We start from the raw sequence: 14260 nt of genomic DNA on the forward strand, positions 1-14260 counted from the left end.
GCCCGCACCGTGGCCAACGCCCTCAGCACCAGAACCCGTGCCCGATCTCGTGAGCGATACGCCACAGAGTCCGCAACGCCCGTCACCGCTCGCGGTCCGGGCCCGCCGGCGCGGAGCTCCGCACGGGTACGCCTGTCCCCGCCCGGACCCCCGCCACCCGGTGACCGCACGGGCCGTTCCGGCTCCTCGACGGCCGGATCAGCCGGGGATCAGCCGTCGGACGGCGTGCTCCTACGGGCGGCCGGCTTGCGGGCGGGAGCCTTCTTCGGCGCCACCGGCTTCTTCGGGGCGACGGGCTTCCTGGCGGCGGCCTCGGTGCCCTTCCCCGTCGAGGCCGCCCCGGAGGCGGCCGGCCCGGCCGGAGCCGGCTCGACCTTCTCGGCCACGTCCACCACGCTGTCGGCGGCCTCGTCGACCAGCTCGGCCACCTGGACGACCCCGTCGGCACTCTCGCCGCGCCAGGTCCGCACCGCCTGCTCACCGTGGTCGGCGACCTTGTCGTACGCCTCCTTGGCCTTCACGGCGTACTCGGCGGCGACGCCCACGGAGCGCAGCGCCAGCTCCTGGGCGCTCTCGCCCAGCTTCCGCAGGTCGGTGTCGAGCGAGGCGAAGACCTCGTTGACCTTGGTCTGGACGGCCTCCTGCGCCTCCTTGGCGCGGGCGGCGGCCTTGTCCTGCACGGCCTTCGGGTCGGTGTTGCGCACGGCTTCGATGCGCTCGGGGGCCTCGGCCCTGAGCTGCTCGATCAGCTCCGGCACCTTGCGCGCCTGCTGCACGGCGAGGTCGGCGGTACCGGCCGCGAAGTACAGGGGACGCGACTCACTCAGGGTCTTGCGCAGGTCGTCGGTGATGGCCATGAACGTGTTCCTCCCGGTCATGCGTCGTTCGAGGGTCTGGAGCCTGCCGCGCGCCGTGCCCGGCAGGCGTCACGAGGCTTCCGCCGCACCGGCGGGCCCCTCGCGTCCGGCGGAGGGCTCGCCGCCTTCGGCCCCGCGGGCGTCGGCGGGCCCATCGTCGACCCCGTAGCCGTTCTCCTTGCGGAACGACTCGTAGATCTGGAGCAGTACCTGCTTCTGCCGCTCGTCGAGCGTCGGGTCGGCGAGGATGACGCCGCGCGTCTCCACCTCGCCGCGGTCCCGCTCGTCGAGCATGCCCGCCCGTACGTACAACGTCTCGGCGGAGATCCGCAGCGCCTTGGCGATCTGCTGGAGGATGTCCGCGCTCGGCTTGCGCAGCCCGCGCTCGATCTGACTCAGGTACGGGTTGGACACCCCGGCGGCGTCGGCGAGCTGCCGCAGCGACAGCTGCGCGCTGCGCCGCTGCTCGCGCAGGTACTCCCCGAGACCACCGACGTTGAGCGATGCCATACGCCCCACCATGGCCCACCGCGCTAACTTCTGCAAGCGCGGCGCTTGCAAAAGTGGCGGACGCCTCGACGGCACCCCCTCCCCCGTCCCTCCCGGCCGGGAGGGACGGCAGGACGACGCGGGTCCGGTGCGGCGCGACGGAGCACCGCGGGTCGGGGTGGAGCCGGCCGTGGACGGGCGAAACACTCGTCAGCCGTGCCGCCGGGAGCGGAGCCGTGCCGCGCCCAGCGGATCTCCCTGTTGCTGAACTGCCGTGGTGGCCGAGGGGGGTTGCAGCCCGGGTCACGGCGTTGGAGGGTGGGGTATGCCCAACGCACCGACGTTCATCCTCGTCCACGGCGCCTTCGCCAACTCGTTCTCCTTCGCCCCGCTCCAGGCCGAACTGGGCCTGCTCGGGCACCGGTCGGTCGCGGTGGACCTGCCGGGCCACGGGTTCGAGGCGACCTTCCCCGCCGCCTACCAGGCCCCGCAGGACTTCACGGCGCTCGCCACCGAGCCCGGCGCCATCAAGGGCGTCACGCTCGCCGACAACGCCGCCCGGGTGATCGAGGTCCTGGAGCGGGCCGGCCGGAACGGACCCACCGTCCTGGTCGGCCACAGCCGGGGCGGCGCCACGATCACCGCCGTCGCCAACGCCCGCCCCGACCTGGTCGACCGCCTCGTCTACGTCTCCGCCTGGTGTGCGGTCGACCTGAACCTGGGCGACTACTACGCCGAACCCGAGATGGCCGAGGTCGACCCGACCGCCTTCGCCTCCTCGCTCCTCGGCAACCCGGCCGAACTCGGCCTGCTGCGCACCAACTTCCGCACGGCGGACCCGGCGGCGCTCACCGCGTTCAAGGAGGCGTTCGCCGCCGATCTGACCGACGACGAGTTCCGGACCTTCCTCAACACCTTCCAGCCCGACGAGAACCTGGACGTCGGCACCGACGCCGACCGCGTCCAGGCCGCCACCTGGGGCCGCGTACCGCACACGTACGTACGCCTGGACGCCGACGCCAGTATGCCGCCCGCCGTCCAGGACCGGATGATCCGCGAGGCCGACGCGCTCACCCCCGACAACCCCTTCGACGTGCACACGCTCGCGGGCAGCCACCTGCGCTGGCTCGTCCACCCGGGCCCGGCCGCCGCCGTGCTCGCGGGGCTCGTGGCCGACTGACCGAAGTCCGGCCGGGCGCCCGGCTCACCCGGCCGACGGCTCCCCGAACCACCGGGTGAGCGCGTCCGCCAGCTCCCCCTGGTCGTCCCCGGCCCACGCGACGTGCCCGTCGGGGCGCAACAGGGCGGCGGGGACGGCCAGTCCGTCCAGTTCCGGGCTCGTGTCGACGACGTGGTCGACCCGGTCGGACCAGCCCCGCGCGGAGAGCCGGCCGGTCTGGTCGAGGAGCAGGCCGCGTCCGGTGCGCGTCAGCTCGTAGAGGCGCCCTCGGCCCAGCCGTACGTCGCGCAGGCGGCGGCCGGTCAGGGGGTGGCCGCCGCCGAGGTCGTAGCGGACGGCGATGGCGGTGATCTTCTCGATGAGGTGGCGGTTGACCTCCTCGAACTCCATGAGTTCGGCCAGCAGCCCGCGCAGGGCGCGCGGGCCGGGGCCCGGGTTCATCAGCTCCGTCTGCGCCCGGGTGTTCTCCAGGACGGCGGCGCCCACCGGATGGCGTTCGGCGTGGTAGCTGTCGAGGAGGGTGCCGGGGGCCCAGCCGTTCACCTCGGCGGCCAGTTTCCAGCCGAGGTTGAAGGCGTCCTGGATCCCGAGGTTGAGGCCCTGCCCGCCGGTGGGCGGGTGGATGTGCGCCGCGTCGCCGGCCAGCAGCACCCGGCCGGTCCGGTACCGCTCGGCCTGCCGGGTGGCGTCCCCGAAGCGGGAGATCCAGCGCGGGTCGTGGGCGCCGAAGTCGGTGCCGCCGACCTCCCGTAGCCGCTCGCGCAGTTCGTCCAGACCGGGCGGGGTGGCGCGGTCCTCGCTGACGCCCCCGGCCGGGACGATCACCCGGTACCGGCCCTCTCCCAGCGGCATCGCCCCGTACCGCACGTGCGTCCGGCGGACCTCGGCGGTGACGGCGGCCAGTTCCTCGGGGGACGCGGTGAGGGCGACGTCGCCGAGGAGGGTGTCGACGCGGCTCGGCTCACCGGGGAAGGGGGTGCCGAGGCGCTTGCGCACCGTGCTGCGGCCGCCGTCGCAGCCGACCAGGTAGCGGCAGCGCAGCCGGGTGCCGTCGGCCAGCTCGGCCGTCACTCCGTGCTCGTCCTGGCTCAGCCCGGCGAGCGCGCGGCCGCGCCGGATCTCGGCGCCGAGCCGCGTGGCGTGCTCGGCCAGCAGCCGCTCGGTCTCGGCCTGCGGGATGGCGAGCACGTACGAGTGGGCCGTGTCCAGGTCCTCCGGCCAGGCGGGGCCGAGGCCGGCGAAGAAGCCGCCGACCCGGAACTGCCGCCCGAGGGCGAGGAAGCGGTCGAGCAGGCCGCGCTGGTCCATCACCTCCGTACTGCGCACGTGCAGGCCCTGGGCGCGCGAGTGGCCGGTGGGCTCCGGGTCCCTCTCCAGCACGACGGTGCGCACACCGTGCAGCCGCAGCTCGGCGGCGAGCATCAGCCCGGTCGGCCCGCCACCGGCCACGACGACGTCGACGGGGTCGGTGGCTTCCATGCCGTCGAGACCGTCGAGACCGTCGAGGCCGTGGCCCCGGTGGCCGTCGTCGTCACCGTCGACACGGCCGTTCTCGTCATTCATCGCTCTCCCCGCCCGTTCCGGTCATTTCCGCAGGTAGCGGCTTTGGCGGGTCATTCTGCGGGATGCGGGGGGCCTTGCCGCAAGGCCCCCCGCGGGCTGTACGTTGAGAGTGGAGAGGAGTGGGTGCGCCTCCTGACGGCGAGGAATACTCCTGCGGCGAGCGGCCGTTGACCGGGGAAGCGCCCCCGAGCGGGCGGTCCGCCGCACACCGAGGAGACCTCGCATGAGCCGCCGTCCCGACCCCCGCTTCCTCACCTTCGACATGTACGGGACGCTGACGGACTTCCCCATCGGCCAGGCCGCGGAGAAGAGGATCGAGAAGATCGCCTCACCCGCGCAGCGCGAACTCTTCCGCCGGCGGTTCGCCGCCTACCAGCTCGACGAGGCGATGGGCGACTGGCGCCCCTACGAAGAGCTGATCACACGCGCCTTCGAGCGGGCCTGCCGCGCCGCGGGGATCGCCTTCCGGCCCGAGGACCCCGCCGAGGTGTTCGCCGAGCTCCCGAAGTGGGGCCCGCACCCGGACGTGCCGAAGGCGCTCGCCCGGCTCGCCGAGCACTTCCCGCTCGTCATCCTCTCCAACGCGGCCGAGCAGCACGCGGGCCGCAACGCCGCCCTGCTCGGCGCCCCCTTCCACGCGGTGTACACCGCCGAACAGGCCCGCGCCTACAAGCCCCGGCTCGGCGCCTTCGAGTTCCTGTACGAGCGGCTGGACTGCCGGCCCGAGGAGACGCTGCACGTCTCGGCGAGCCCGCGCTACGACCTCCAGTCCGCGACCGACCTCGGGGTGCGGGAGACGGTGTACCTCAACCGGGGGTACGAGCCCTCCGCCCCGCACTGCCACGCGTACGAGGTCACCTCCCTGTCCGGGGTGGTGGAGATCCTGGGGCTCTGAGGCGGGCCCCGGGGACCGAACCGGCCGGAAGGGGCGTGACTCAGTCGAACGGGGCCACCCGGATCAGGTTGCCGTCGGAGTCGGCGGCGACGAAGGTGCGGCCGAAGACCGCGTCGTGCGGCTCCTCGACGATGGTGACGCCCTTCGCCGTCCACTCGGCGTGACAGGCGTCGACCGAGGCGGGGGCGTCCGGCAGGTTGAGGCAGACCTCGGCGGTGCGCGGCCCGGCCGGGTTCTCGGTGGCGCCGCTCCACAGGGCGAGCTGGACGCCGCCGCCGAGGCCGAAGGCGATGAAGCGCGGCGCCTCGAAGGCGGGCTCCATGGCGAACAGGTCGCCGTAGAAACGGGCGGCGGCCGGGGCGTCGGAGACATGGACGATGAACATGTTGGGTCGGGTCATGGCGGGGCTGCTCCCTCGTGGGCGGTGCCCGGACGGGCCGGGCGGGTACGAGGGAAGCGTGCCCGCCATACCTGACAGATCCTGGCGTGTTGCGCACGGCGAGCGGGTGAGATCGTGACCGGGTGACGCCCGACCGTTTCTTCGCGCTGCTGCTCGCCCTCCAGACCCGCCGCGACCCGGTCACCGCCGGGGACCTCGCGGCCGAGACCGGGGTCTCGGTGCGCACCGTGCTGCGGGACCTGCGGTGGCTCCAGGACGCGGGGTTTCCGGTACTGGTCGAGCGGGGCCGGTGGGGCGGGGTGACGCTGCTGCCCGGCGGCGCGCTGGACACCGCCCGGCTCACCCCGGACGAGCGCGACCAGTTGGCCCTGCACGGGCTCGACGACCGGCAGCGCCGCCAGTTGGGGGCGGCGGGCGAGGGGCGACGGGCGCGCGCGAAGGTCGCCGCGCGGCCGGCGGGGACGGCCACCGCTCCGCTGCCGCTGAGCGCCGTGGTCGCCACGGACAGCAGGCCGTGGTTCTGGTCCGGCCCCCAGGGGCTCGAACCGAGCGCGCTCATCGGGGACGTACGGCGCGGCGTACGGCTGCGCGTCCGGTACCGGCGGTCGGCCGAGACGGCACCGGCCTGGCAGCTGGTCGACCCGTACGGGCTGCTGGCGAAGGCGGGGCGGTGGTACCTGGTCGCCGACCGGTCGGGCACGCCCCGGCTCTACTCGCTGGAACGCCTCACCGAGTGGCGGCCCACCGGTTCGCCCCGGCGACTGCGGCCCGGGGTGTCCCTCGCCGACGCGGTGGCCCAGCTGACCACGGGGTGGGAGGAGTCGGCGGTGCTGCACGTGCACGGCGTGCTGGCCGCCCGCCACGCGGAGCGCGCCCGGCGTGTCCTGGGCTCCAGGCTGACGGTGCGCCGCCCCGAGGACGGTGCCGACGTGGGCGACGACGAGGTTGCCGTGACCCTGTCCTGCCGTGTCCTGGAGGAGGTGCGCCAACTCCTGCCGTTCGCCGACGACCTGACCGTCACCGGCCCGCCCGAGGCCCGCGCCCGGCTGCGGGAGCTGGCGGCCGGGATCGTGGAGCGGTACGCGCGGGAGGACGGCGGGCAGGCGTCCGGGCCGCCTCACCGGCCATGACAGGCCCCCTCGGGGCACCCGCGGCCCCGCGGGCCGGGGCGTGAACGTCGGCGGCGTCCGCCCCCGCGCGCGCCGCCACCACCGCGCCCCCCTGCCCGGCAGTCATGGAAGGGCGAGGGGGTGGGCAGTCCCTGTGCGGCCTCGTCGCACCCGCGACGCCGGCCGGGACGGGCGTGGCCGCGCCGGACACCTCGTCAACCGGAGGGGACCGGCAGCCACCCGCACGCGCGGAACCGGGCGTTCCCGGTGGCAGCCCTGACAACCACCGGCCGTACGCCAGGCCGTCCGGCTGCCCGGCGCCCCACCGGCACCGTGCCGCGCCGGTCCGCACCACAGATCCGGAGACCCAGACCCATGACCTCCACCGCCGCCACCGGGATGGCCTCGCGCACGCTCTACCTGGCCAGGCACGGGGACGCGCCGGGTGACGAGGGAGGGCTCTCCGCGCAGGGGCGCAGCCAAGCCTCGTACCTGGGGAAGCGTTTGCGCGGAGTGCCGCTCTCGGCGATCCACCACGGGCCGCAGCCGCGGGCCCGCGAGACGGCGGAGATCGTCGTGGCCCAACGGCCGGACGGACCCGGGCCGCGGCCCTGCGAGTCGGCCGGGGACTACGTGCCGTACCTCCCGGAGCGCCGGGGGGCCGCCTCCGGACCGCCTGACAGCACCTGGGAGTGGCTGCTCCAGCTCCCCGACCGGGAACGGCTGCCCGGCCCCGAGCTGGCCCGGGACGCGCTGCGGCGGTTCACCGGGCCGGTGACCGGCTCCGAGGCCCGGCACGACCTGGTCGTCACGCACAACTTCGTGATCGGCTGGCTGGTCCGGGAGGCCCTGGACGCGCCCGACTGGCGGTGGATCGGGCTGCACCACGCCAACGCCGCCCTCAGCATCATCCACTACGCCCCCGAGCGGCCCTCCTCGCTGATCGTCTACAACGACATCCGGCACCTGCCGGAGGAGCTGCGCTGGACCGGTCTGCCGCCCGGGTTGCGGGTCTAGGGGGTGCCTTCAAGGGGCCTGTGCGGTGTCCGGCGCGTGCTCTCGGCACGCCCGGCGGAAGCTCTCCTACCGGACGTACTCGGATTTTCGCCCGGCGGGGCGAGCGTGCGTGCCGGGGCGCCGCGGACACGGTGCGGGACTTGGAGGTCGTCCCCTGAGGGGTGAAACCTCCGGGCCGCAGGAGGGTCAGGCCCCGCCCACCAGTCCCGCCACCCCGTCGAGGACCCGTTGGAGCCCCCAGTGGAAGTCGGCGTCCGGGTCGTCGGCGGCCCCCAGGGCCTGGGAGGCGAGGAGGCGGCGGACGGCGGGGAAGCTGTCGGGGCCGCGCTGGTCGGCGATGCGGGTGAGGGTGTGGACGTACTGGCGCCCGGTCTGTTCGGGTGACTGGCCGCTGCGGCGCGTCGCCTCGGCGAGGTCGGCCGCGAGGCCCGCCTGGCTGCGCACGTAGCCGCTGATCAGCATCAGCACGCCGAGCTTGGTGGCCTCGTCCAGTGCGGTGCCGTCGAGGGCGTCGAGTCCGGCCTCCATCCAGGCAACCGAGTTGGGGGTGGCGGGCGGGGAGCTGATCGGGATGTGCAGGAGCCAGAGGTTGGCCTCCAGGACGTGGCGGTACGCCTCGGCGAACCAGGTCAGCCGGGCCCGCCACCCTGCCGAGGGGGGCGGGGAGTCCTCGGGAGGCAGACCGGTGGCCGCCTCCTGCATGAGGATGAACAGCTCGTCCTTGGCGGCGACATAGCGGTAGAGGGACATGGTGGAGGCACCGAGTTCCTTGGCGACCCGGCCCATGGAGACGGCCGGGACGCCCTCGCGGGCCGCCAGCCGTACCGCGGCGTCGACGATCCGGTCGACCCCGATCCCCGGGCGCGGCCCCTTGGTCGGCCGCCCGCGCAGCCCCCAGGCGGCCTCGACGCTGGCGGGCAGTCCCGTCTCGCCCGCTCGGTCGCGCTTCTCGGGCGGTGGTGCCGCCATGCCCGCTCCTCCCTCGGCTCCGCCGGCAACGCGGAACCCCTTCGCCACCTGGCCGGTTGACACCATCCTAGTTCTGCGTAAGCCTTACGCAGTAACGCGTATGACATACGCAGTAAAAATTCCGGGTGACAGGGGGAACGCCATGAGACCGCCACCGGCCGGGGCCGTGGAGGTCCGGGGGCTCAGCAAGTCCTACGGCCGCCGGGCCGTGCTCCACTCCGTCGACCTGCGGGTGCCGGCCGGCGGCGTCCTCGCCCTGCTCGGGCCCAACGGCGCGGGCAAGACCACGACCGTGCGGGTGCTGGCCACGCTCACCGGGCCGGACGCCGGATCGGTCCGGGTCGCCGGGTACGACGTGGTCACCGAGCGGCGCCGGGTGCAGCGGGCCATCAGCCTCACCGGCCAGTTCGCGGCGGTCGACGAGACGCAGACCGGTGCCGAGAACCTCTGGACGACGGCCCGGCTGGCGGGGCTGACACGGGCGGCGGCCCGGGCCCGCGCCGCGGGGCTGCTGGAGCGGTTCGGGCTGAGCGAGGCGGGCGGCCGGCTGGTGCGGACCTACTCCGGCGGGATGCGGCGCCGGCTGGACCTGGCGGCCGGGCTGGTCGGCGAGCCCCGGGTGCTCTTCCTGGACGAGCCGACGACCGGCCTGGACCCGCGCAGCAGGCAGCAGTTGTGGCAGGTGGTGCGGGAGCTGGCGGCGGCCGGGACCGCCGTGCTGCTGACCACGCAGTACCTGGAGGAGGCCGACCGGCTGGCGGACCGCGTCGCCGTCCTGCACGAGGGGCGGGTAGCCGCCGAGGGGACGCCCGCCGAGCTGAAGGCGGCGGCCGGGCGGAGTCTGCTGGAGGTGACGGCGGCCGGCCCGGCGGCCCACGCGCGGCTGGCCGCACACACCCGGCACCCGGTGCCCCACCGGCCACCCGGGACGCTCACCCTCGCCTTCCCCACCAGCGGCGACGCCCACCACGTCCGCACCCTGCTGGACGAACTCGACCCGGGCCGGGACGAGATCACCGACTTCGCCGTGCGGCGGGCGACACTGGACGACGTCTTCCTGGCCCTCACCGGCACCACCCCGGCGGACGCGAAGGAGCCCGGTCATGTCTGAGGCGCTCACCCTGGCCGGCCGCTGCCTGCGGATGAACCGCCGGGACCCGGAAGCCCTGATCATGGCGATCCTGCTCCCGGTCATGCTGATGCTGGTCTTCGTCTACTTCTTCGGCGGCGCCATCGACACCGGCACCGCGTACGTGACATACGTCGTCCCCGGCCTCCTGGTGCTCTGCGCCGGTTACGGCTCGGCCGGGACGGCGATGCGGGTCACCGAGGACATGCGGACCGGTGTCGTGGACCGGTTCCGCAGCATGGGCGTCACCGGTACCCCGGTGCTGGCCGGGCACGTCGCGGCGAGCGTCGTGCGCAACGTCCTGGCCACCGCCATGGTGCTCTCGGTCGCCGTGCTGATCGGCTTCCGCCCGGCCGCCGACCCGCTCGCCTGGCCGGCGGCGGCGGGACTGCTGCTCGCCTACCTGGTCGCCGTCTCCTGGCTGGCGGCCTGCGTCGGGCTGCTGGCCAGGACACCGGAGGGGGCGAGCGGGTTCACCTTCTTCCTGATGTTCCTGCCGTACCCGAGCAGCGCCTTCGTACCGATCGAGACGATGCCGACCTGGCTGCACGCTTTCGCCGAGCACCAGCCCGTCACCCCGCTCATCGAGTCCCTGCGCGCCCTCCTCCTGGACGAGCCGCTGGGCTCGGCGCCCTGGGCGGCGCTGGCCTGGTGCGGCGGCATCCTGCTGATCGCCGTCGCCGCCTCGAACGCGCTGTTCCGGTTCCGGACGCGCTGAGGGGCTGAGGCGCCGAGAGCGCGAGCAGCGTCCTCGGGCCACTGCCGCACCGCCCCGTCGCAGCGTGCGGCGGGGCGGTGCGGCGGCGTCCCCGGCAGACCGAAGGTTCAGGAAGAGCGGAACCCGCCCGCCTTGACACCTGCCACGAAGGAGGAGAAGGCGGTGGACGGGAAGGTCAGGACCGGGCCGGACGGGGTCTTGGAGTCGCGGACCGGGACGAGGTCGCGGGTGGGGACGAGGTTGGCGGCCACCTCGATGCACTGGCCACCGTTGCTGCTGTGCGAGGACGTGAACCAGTCCGGGGAGGCGTCGACGGCCGGGGGGATGTGGACCTCGACGCAGGCGCCGCCGTTCGAGCTGTACGAGGACTTGCGCCAGTAAGGGGAGTTGGGAGTCATGGGGCCCCTCTCGTAGCCCTGGGCACGCTTCGGTCTGACTCGATCGTAGGGACGAGGTGGGCGTCGGTCAGGAGGCACGATCCGGACAGCGGGCCGCCCCGCCGCAGGAAGCGACGGGGCGGTTCAGCGGTGGCCCGAGGGGCCGAATCGTTCAGGCAGAGCGGAGGGTGCCCGCCTTGACGCCTGCCACGAAGGAGGAAAAGGCGGTGGCCGGAACGGTCAGAACAGGGCCGGACTGCACCTTGGAGTCGCGGACGGGGACGATGCCGTGCGGGGCAACGAGGTTGGTGGCGACCTCGACGCAGTCACCACCGTTGCTGCTGTAGGAGGACTTGAACCAGCGGGGGGATTCGGTCGTCACGAGATGCCCTTTCGTACCTGGTCGATCAATGCCGTGGAGGCGCCCTGTGGCAGCGCTTCGGCTTGGAGCTGATGGTACGCCGTCAGCATGGGTTGAACAGCGCTGTAATCACGCTCCAGTAGGCCCTGTTGGGCTGATTCCGCATAGGCGATGACTACTCGCTCCGGCAACGTCAGGAACCGAACCGGCAGGTCGAATGACCTGCGTTCGCCCAGCTCGTACGGAGCGACCTGGAGCACCGTGTTCGGCAGCTCGGCGAAGGTGATCAGGCGCTCCAGCTGTGCCCTCATGACCTCGGCACCGCCCACCAGTCGCCGGAGGCAGCTTTCGTCCAACACCACGTGAACGAACGGGACGGGATCACGTGCAAGCGACGCCTGCCTCTTGGCCAACAGGGTCAGGCGCTCCTCGGCCTGCTGCTCACTGATCGCGCCTCGCCGTACAGCGCCTCGGTTGATGGCGGCAGCGTACTCGGGGGTCTGGAGGAGTCCGGGGGTGATGCCTACCTCGAAGAGCCTGATCTCCGTCGCCCGTATCTCCTGCTTCACGAACTCCGGAAAGCCCTCCAGCAAGGAGGAGTTCCGCACCGCACGCACCTTCCGGGCCAGCAGGTCCCCCGTCCCCAGCGCCCGATCAGCACTCCTCGCGAACTGAGGAGTTGGGGGCCTGCGATTAGTTTCCACCGCAGATATATGCGTTCCGGAAACGCGCATTCGCGCACCCAGGTCCTCCTGGGTCCAGCCCCGCTCGTCTCGTAACCTGCGAAGAAGTACCCCGAACTCCGCAGCAGGCGACTCTTCGGGGTCAAGGTCCTTTCGATTCACCACGGCGCAGCTCAACTCCTCGCCCAGGGTTCCCACGTTGATGACTTCTCGACCCTAGGTCACGCTGATGCCCCTTGGTAGCGGAATCGCTACGGAGTGGAGTGAACGCCGGGGCGTATTCACGGGTGTTCACGCCCCCGGGGCGCTTCCCTCGACGAAAGGAGGCATCCCCATGAGTGCTGCCGACTCCCCTCACGGGAAAGGCGCCCAGCCCTGTTCCACCTGCGAGTCGTGGAAGCTGGCCGAGGCGGTCGCCAACGGCCAGCAGGACTACAGCAAGGCCACCGACTGCCGGGTCCTGCTCAAGCGGCACCGGGAGAGCGCCGAGTGCCGGGCGGGTGGGCAGGGATGAGTGCGGGGTACGAGCCGCCGGGGAAGGCGTACCGCGAGTTCGACCCGCTGCGCTTTCCGCCCTGTGCGTGCGAGGGCTGTCGGCGTCGGGCGGCGCTGGAGAGTCAGGCCCCGCCGCCCACCGGACCCGTTCCCGCTCCCGAGCAGCCCCGTTACGTCCGCTGCCCCATGCTGGGCTGCGGGCGGCTGCACCCCGCGCTCCCGGACGACGCCGGGTGAGGGTGCCGTACCGGAATCACCGCCGGGGCAGGTTCAGCTCCCAGACGGCCTGGCGTACGGGTTCGAGGGTGCCGGTGACCAGGGGGGCGCCGGCCGCGCGGAGGCGGTCGTAGGCGGCCAGGTCGCGGGCGTACCCGCGGAAGGGCGCCCCCGCGTCCCGCGCGGCCCGCAGCTCCTCGGGGGTGAAGCCGACCACCAGCGCCTCGGCCGGGTCGGCGCCCAGCGCGGCCAGCGCCCGGGGCGGGGCGTCGTGCCCCAGGTGGGCGAGGCCGCCGGTACGGCCGTACACGTGCGGGCCGAAGCAGCCGGTGAGGCCGCGTCCTTCGAGGTGGGCGTGGACGGCGTCGGCGGAGTGGCCGGTGGCGACGGCGAGCCGGGTGCCCACCGCCGACCAGGTGCGGACCAGGTTGTCGGCGTACAACGCGGGGCGGGCGGTCAGCGTGGCCGTCAACTCCGAGTCGGTCAGCAGGGAGTCCAGGGCGCGGTGCGGAGCCCGGGGTCGTCGTCGAGGGCGCCGAGCGTCAGCGCCCGCAGCAGGGCGAGCGGGGGGCGGCCGGGTTCCTCCTGTGCCCGGACACCGTGTTCGCGCAGCAGCCGGGTGAGGGAGTCGGTGGCGGCGCGTGCGGTGACGGGGTCGTAGAGGCGGCACAGGGTGCCGTCGAAACCGAGGACCACGGTCCTCGCGGCGGTGACCAGGGCGCGTACGGCGGCGAGTTCGTCGGCGGTCGGCTGGGGAGGGCGCGTGCTGGAGGTCACAAGAGGAGTGTCCGCTCCGCTCGGCGGGGAGACCGGAGGGCGTGCCGGTGGCCGGAGCGGAGGGCGGCGGGGTCCAGGGGCTCCAGGGGCTCCAGGGGCTCCAGGGGTCTCCGCACGGCTCCTGCGCCGGCCGCGGTCCCGGCCGCGTACCGCCGGGCCGGCCGCCTGGGGAGCCCCTGGCGGCCGGCGTCGAGGGGCGGGCGCCCGCCGTCTCACGCGGCGTCGGCCGCCACCTCGTTCGGGAAGCGGGCCAGCGGCGCGGGCCCCGCGAAGAACGTCCTGGCGCGGCGCGCGGTGCGCTCGTCGGCGGCGATCTGGCCGGGGCGGGAGCCGTTGCCGAGGAGGATGCCGCCGTACCCCATCTTCAGGTAGGCCGCGGTGTGGTGCAGCGAGGTGTCCAGCCCCCCGGCGACCGTCTCGTCGCGGTCGGCCATGGCCGTGAGGCCCCACAGCCTGCGCCCGGCCATCCGGGCGGCGAACCGCGAGCCGGGCACGCTCAGCCAGCCCGACCAGTGGTCGAGGTAGCGCTTGGTCTGGGCGGAGAAGGAGTACCAGTACAACGGCGAGGCGATGACGATGTCGGTGGCGGCGAGCGTCGCCTCGTGCAGCTCCGCCTCGGCCACTCCCGGCCGCAGGCCCTCGTGCTCGTGGCGGCCGTCCTGGAAGTCGGGGAGGGCGAGGCCGTTGAGGTCGATCCAGTTCTGGCGAACGTCGGTGGGCAGGTGCTCGGCGGCCGACCGGGCCAGTCGCGCGGTGTTCCCGTCGGGACGCGAACTGCCGAGGACGAAGAGGAACGAGCGGCCCTGGTCCCCGGCGCCTTCGGCGGGGGCGGGTGCGGGTGCGGGTGCGGGGGTCATGGGTGCTCCAGCGGGACGAGGCGGACGGGCGGACGGCCGGGGGAGGTACGGCCCCGGCCCGCCGTCCCCGGAGCCGGGCGGCGGTGCGCGGCGGCCCCGCGTCCCCCGAGGCGGCGGAATGCCGCTTGGGAGAAGGACGTTAAGGGTTCACACCAGTGAGAAGGTCAA

General features: G+C 73.9%; 18 protein-coding genes. 7 read left to right on the top strand and 11 right to left on the bottom strand.

The features are described from left to right. Positions 1–209 precede the first annotated feature (209 nt). A complete protein-coding gene (locus Sdia_RS03370; RefSeq protein ID WP_100456424.1) occupies positions 210–857 on the bottom strand; it encodes a hypothetical protein in 648 nt (215 codons plus the stop codon). Positions 858–926: 69 nt separating this feature from the next. Continuing rightward, positions 927–1367 carry a helix-turn-helix domain-containing protein gene (locus tag Sdia_RS03375; protein WP_100456426.1) on the bottom strand — a complete coding sequence of 147 codons (441 nt, stop codon included), beginning with the start codon at positions 1365–1367 and terminating at the stop codon, positions 927–929. Positions 1368–1671: 304 nt separating this feature from the next. Here Sdia_RS03375 and Sdia_RS03380 point away from each other — a divergent pair, with 304 nt between their 5' ends. Then, positions 1672–2526: an alpha/beta fold hydrolase gene (locus Sdia_RS03380; RefSeq protein WP_100456428.1), complete on the top strand. Its 855-nt coding sequence runs from the start codon at positions 1672–1674 to the stop codon at positions 2524–2526. A 24-nt stretch (positions 2527–2550) separates the two neighbouring features. On the opposite strand, the gene rox is transcribed toward Sdia_RS03380, so the two are convergent. After that, the gene (gene rox, locus Sdia_RS03385; RefSeq protein ID WP_100456541.1) at positions 2551–4005 is read right to left on the bottom strand and encodes a rifampin monooxygenase; all 1455 of its coding nucleotides are present in this window, start codon (positions 4003–4005) and stop codon (positions 2551–2553) included. A gap of 307 nt (positions 4006–4312) precedes the next feature. On the opposite strand from rox, the gene Sdia_RS03390 reads away from it, so the two are divergent. Beyond that, the gene (locus Sdia_RS03390) at positions 4313–4984 is read left to right on the top strand and encodes a haloacid dehalogenase type II (protein ID WP_100456430.1); all 672 of its coding nucleotides are present in this window, start codon (positions 4313–4315) and stop codon (positions 4982–4984) included. Positions 4985–5024: 40 nt separating this feature from the next. On the opposite strand, the gene Sdia_RS03395 is transcribed toward Sdia_RS03390, so the two are convergent. Next, positions 5025–5384, bottom strand: coding sequence for a VOC family protein (locus tag Sdia_RS03395; protein ID WP_185393262.1), 360 nt, complete (start codon positions 5382–5384; stop codon positions 5025–5027). Positions 5385–5506: 122 nt separating this feature from the next. Here Sdia_RS03395 and Sdia_RS03400 point away from each other — a divergent pair, with 122 nt between their 5' ends. Together Sdia_RS03400 and Sdia_RS03405 are read left to right on the top strand one after the other, a co-directional pair. Next, positions 5507–6514: a helix-turn-helix transcriptional regulator gene (locus Sdia_RS03400; protein WP_115067697.1), complete on the top strand. Its 1008-nt coding sequence runs from the start codon at positions 5507–5509 to the stop codon at positions 6512–6514. A gap of 354 nt (positions 6515–6868) precedes the next feature. Next, a complete protein-coding gene (locus Sdia_RS03405; RefSeq protein ID WP_100456436.1) occupies positions 6869–7510 on the top strand; it encodes a histidine phosphatase family protein in 642 nt (213 codons plus the stop codon). A gap of 186 nt (positions 7511–7696) precedes the next feature. Here Sdia_RS03405 and Sdia_RS03410 read toward each other — a convergent pair whose 3' ends face one another. Then, entirely contained in the window at positions 7697–8479 is a 783-nt protein-coding gene (locus Sdia_RS03410) for a TetR/AcrR family transcriptional regulator (RefSeq protein ID WP_115067696.1), read from the bottom strand. A 142-nt stretch (positions 8480–8621) separates the two neighbouring features. On the opposite strand from Sdia_RS03410, the gene Sdia_RS03415 reads away from it, so the two are divergent. Next, entirely contained in the window at positions 8622–9590 is a 969-nt protein-coding gene (locus Sdia_RS03415) for an ATP-binding cassette domain-containing protein (RefSeq protein WP_115067695.1), read from the top strand. Then, a complete protein-coding gene (locus Sdia_RS03420; RefSeq protein ID WP_100456442.1) occupies positions 9583–10326 on the top strand; it encodes an ABC transporter permease in 744 nt (247 codons plus the stop codon). The genes Sdia_RS03415 and Sdia_RS03420 overlap by 8 nt, the downstream gene beginning before the upstream one ends. A gap of 107 nt (positions 10327–10433) precedes the next feature. On the opposite strand, the gene Sdia_RS03425 is transcribed toward Sdia_RS03420, so the two are convergent. The 3 genes from Sdia_RS03425 to Sdia_RS03435 form a co-directional block, all read right to left on the bottom strand. Then, entirely contained in the window at positions 10434–10724 is a 291-nt protein-coding gene (locus tag Sdia_RS03425) for a DUF397 domain-containing protein (RefSeq protein WP_189500492.1), read from the bottom strand. A gap of 151 nt (positions 10725–10875) precedes the next feature. Continuing rightward, a complete protein-coding gene (locus Sdia_RS03430; RefSeq protein ID WP_185393260.1) occupies positions 10876–11085 on the bottom strand; it encodes a DUF397 domain-containing protein in 210 nt (69 codons plus the stop codon). After that, positions 11082–11912 (bottom strand): helix-turn-helix domain-containing protein, encoded by an 831-nt coding sequence (locus tag Sdia_RS03435; protein WP_185393767.1) that lies wholly within the window; start codon positions 11910–11912, stop codon positions 11082–11084. The genes Sdia_RS03430 and Sdia_RS03435 overlap by 4 nt, the downstream gene beginning before the upstream one ends. 169 nt (positions 11913–12081) lie before the next feature. On the opposite strand from Sdia_RS03435, the gene Sdia_RS03440 reads away from it, so the two are divergent. Next, a complete protein-coding gene (locus tag Sdia_RS03440; protein WP_100456448.1) occupies positions 12082–12261 on the top strand; it encodes a hypothetical protein in 180 nt (59 codons plus the stop codon). Between the two features lie 234 nt (positions 12262–12495). Here Sdia_RS03440 and Sdia_RS29880 read toward each other — a convergent pair whose 3' ends face one another. The 3 genes from Sdia_RS29880 to Sdia_RS03450 form a co-directional block, all read right to left on the bottom strand. Then, positions 12496–12930 (bottom strand): HAD family hydrolase, encoded by a 435-nt coding sequence (locus Sdia_RS29880; RefSeq protein ID WP_229831589.1) that lies wholly within the window; start codon positions 12928–12930, stop codon positions 12496–12498. 11 nt (positions 12931–12941) lie between these two features. After that, positions 12942–13235 (bottom strand): hypothetical protein, encoded by a 294-nt coding sequence (locus Sdia_RS29885; protein ID WP_229831590.1) that lies wholly within the window; start codon positions 13233–13235, stop codon positions 12942–12944. Positions 13236–13447: 212 nt separating this feature from the next. Further along, positions 13448–14092, bottom strand: coding sequence for a flavodoxin family protein (locus Sdia_RS03450; RefSeq protein ID WP_189500493.1), 645 nt, complete (start codon positions 14090–14092; stop codon positions 13448–13450). Positions 14093–14260: the final 168 nt, after the last annotated feature.

The organism is Streptomyces diastaticus subsp. diastaticus, assembly GCF_011170125.1.
GTDB classification, from domain to species: domain Bacteria; phylum Actinomycetota; class Actinomycetes; order Streptomycetales; family Streptomycetaceae; genus Streptomyces; species Streptomyces diastaticus.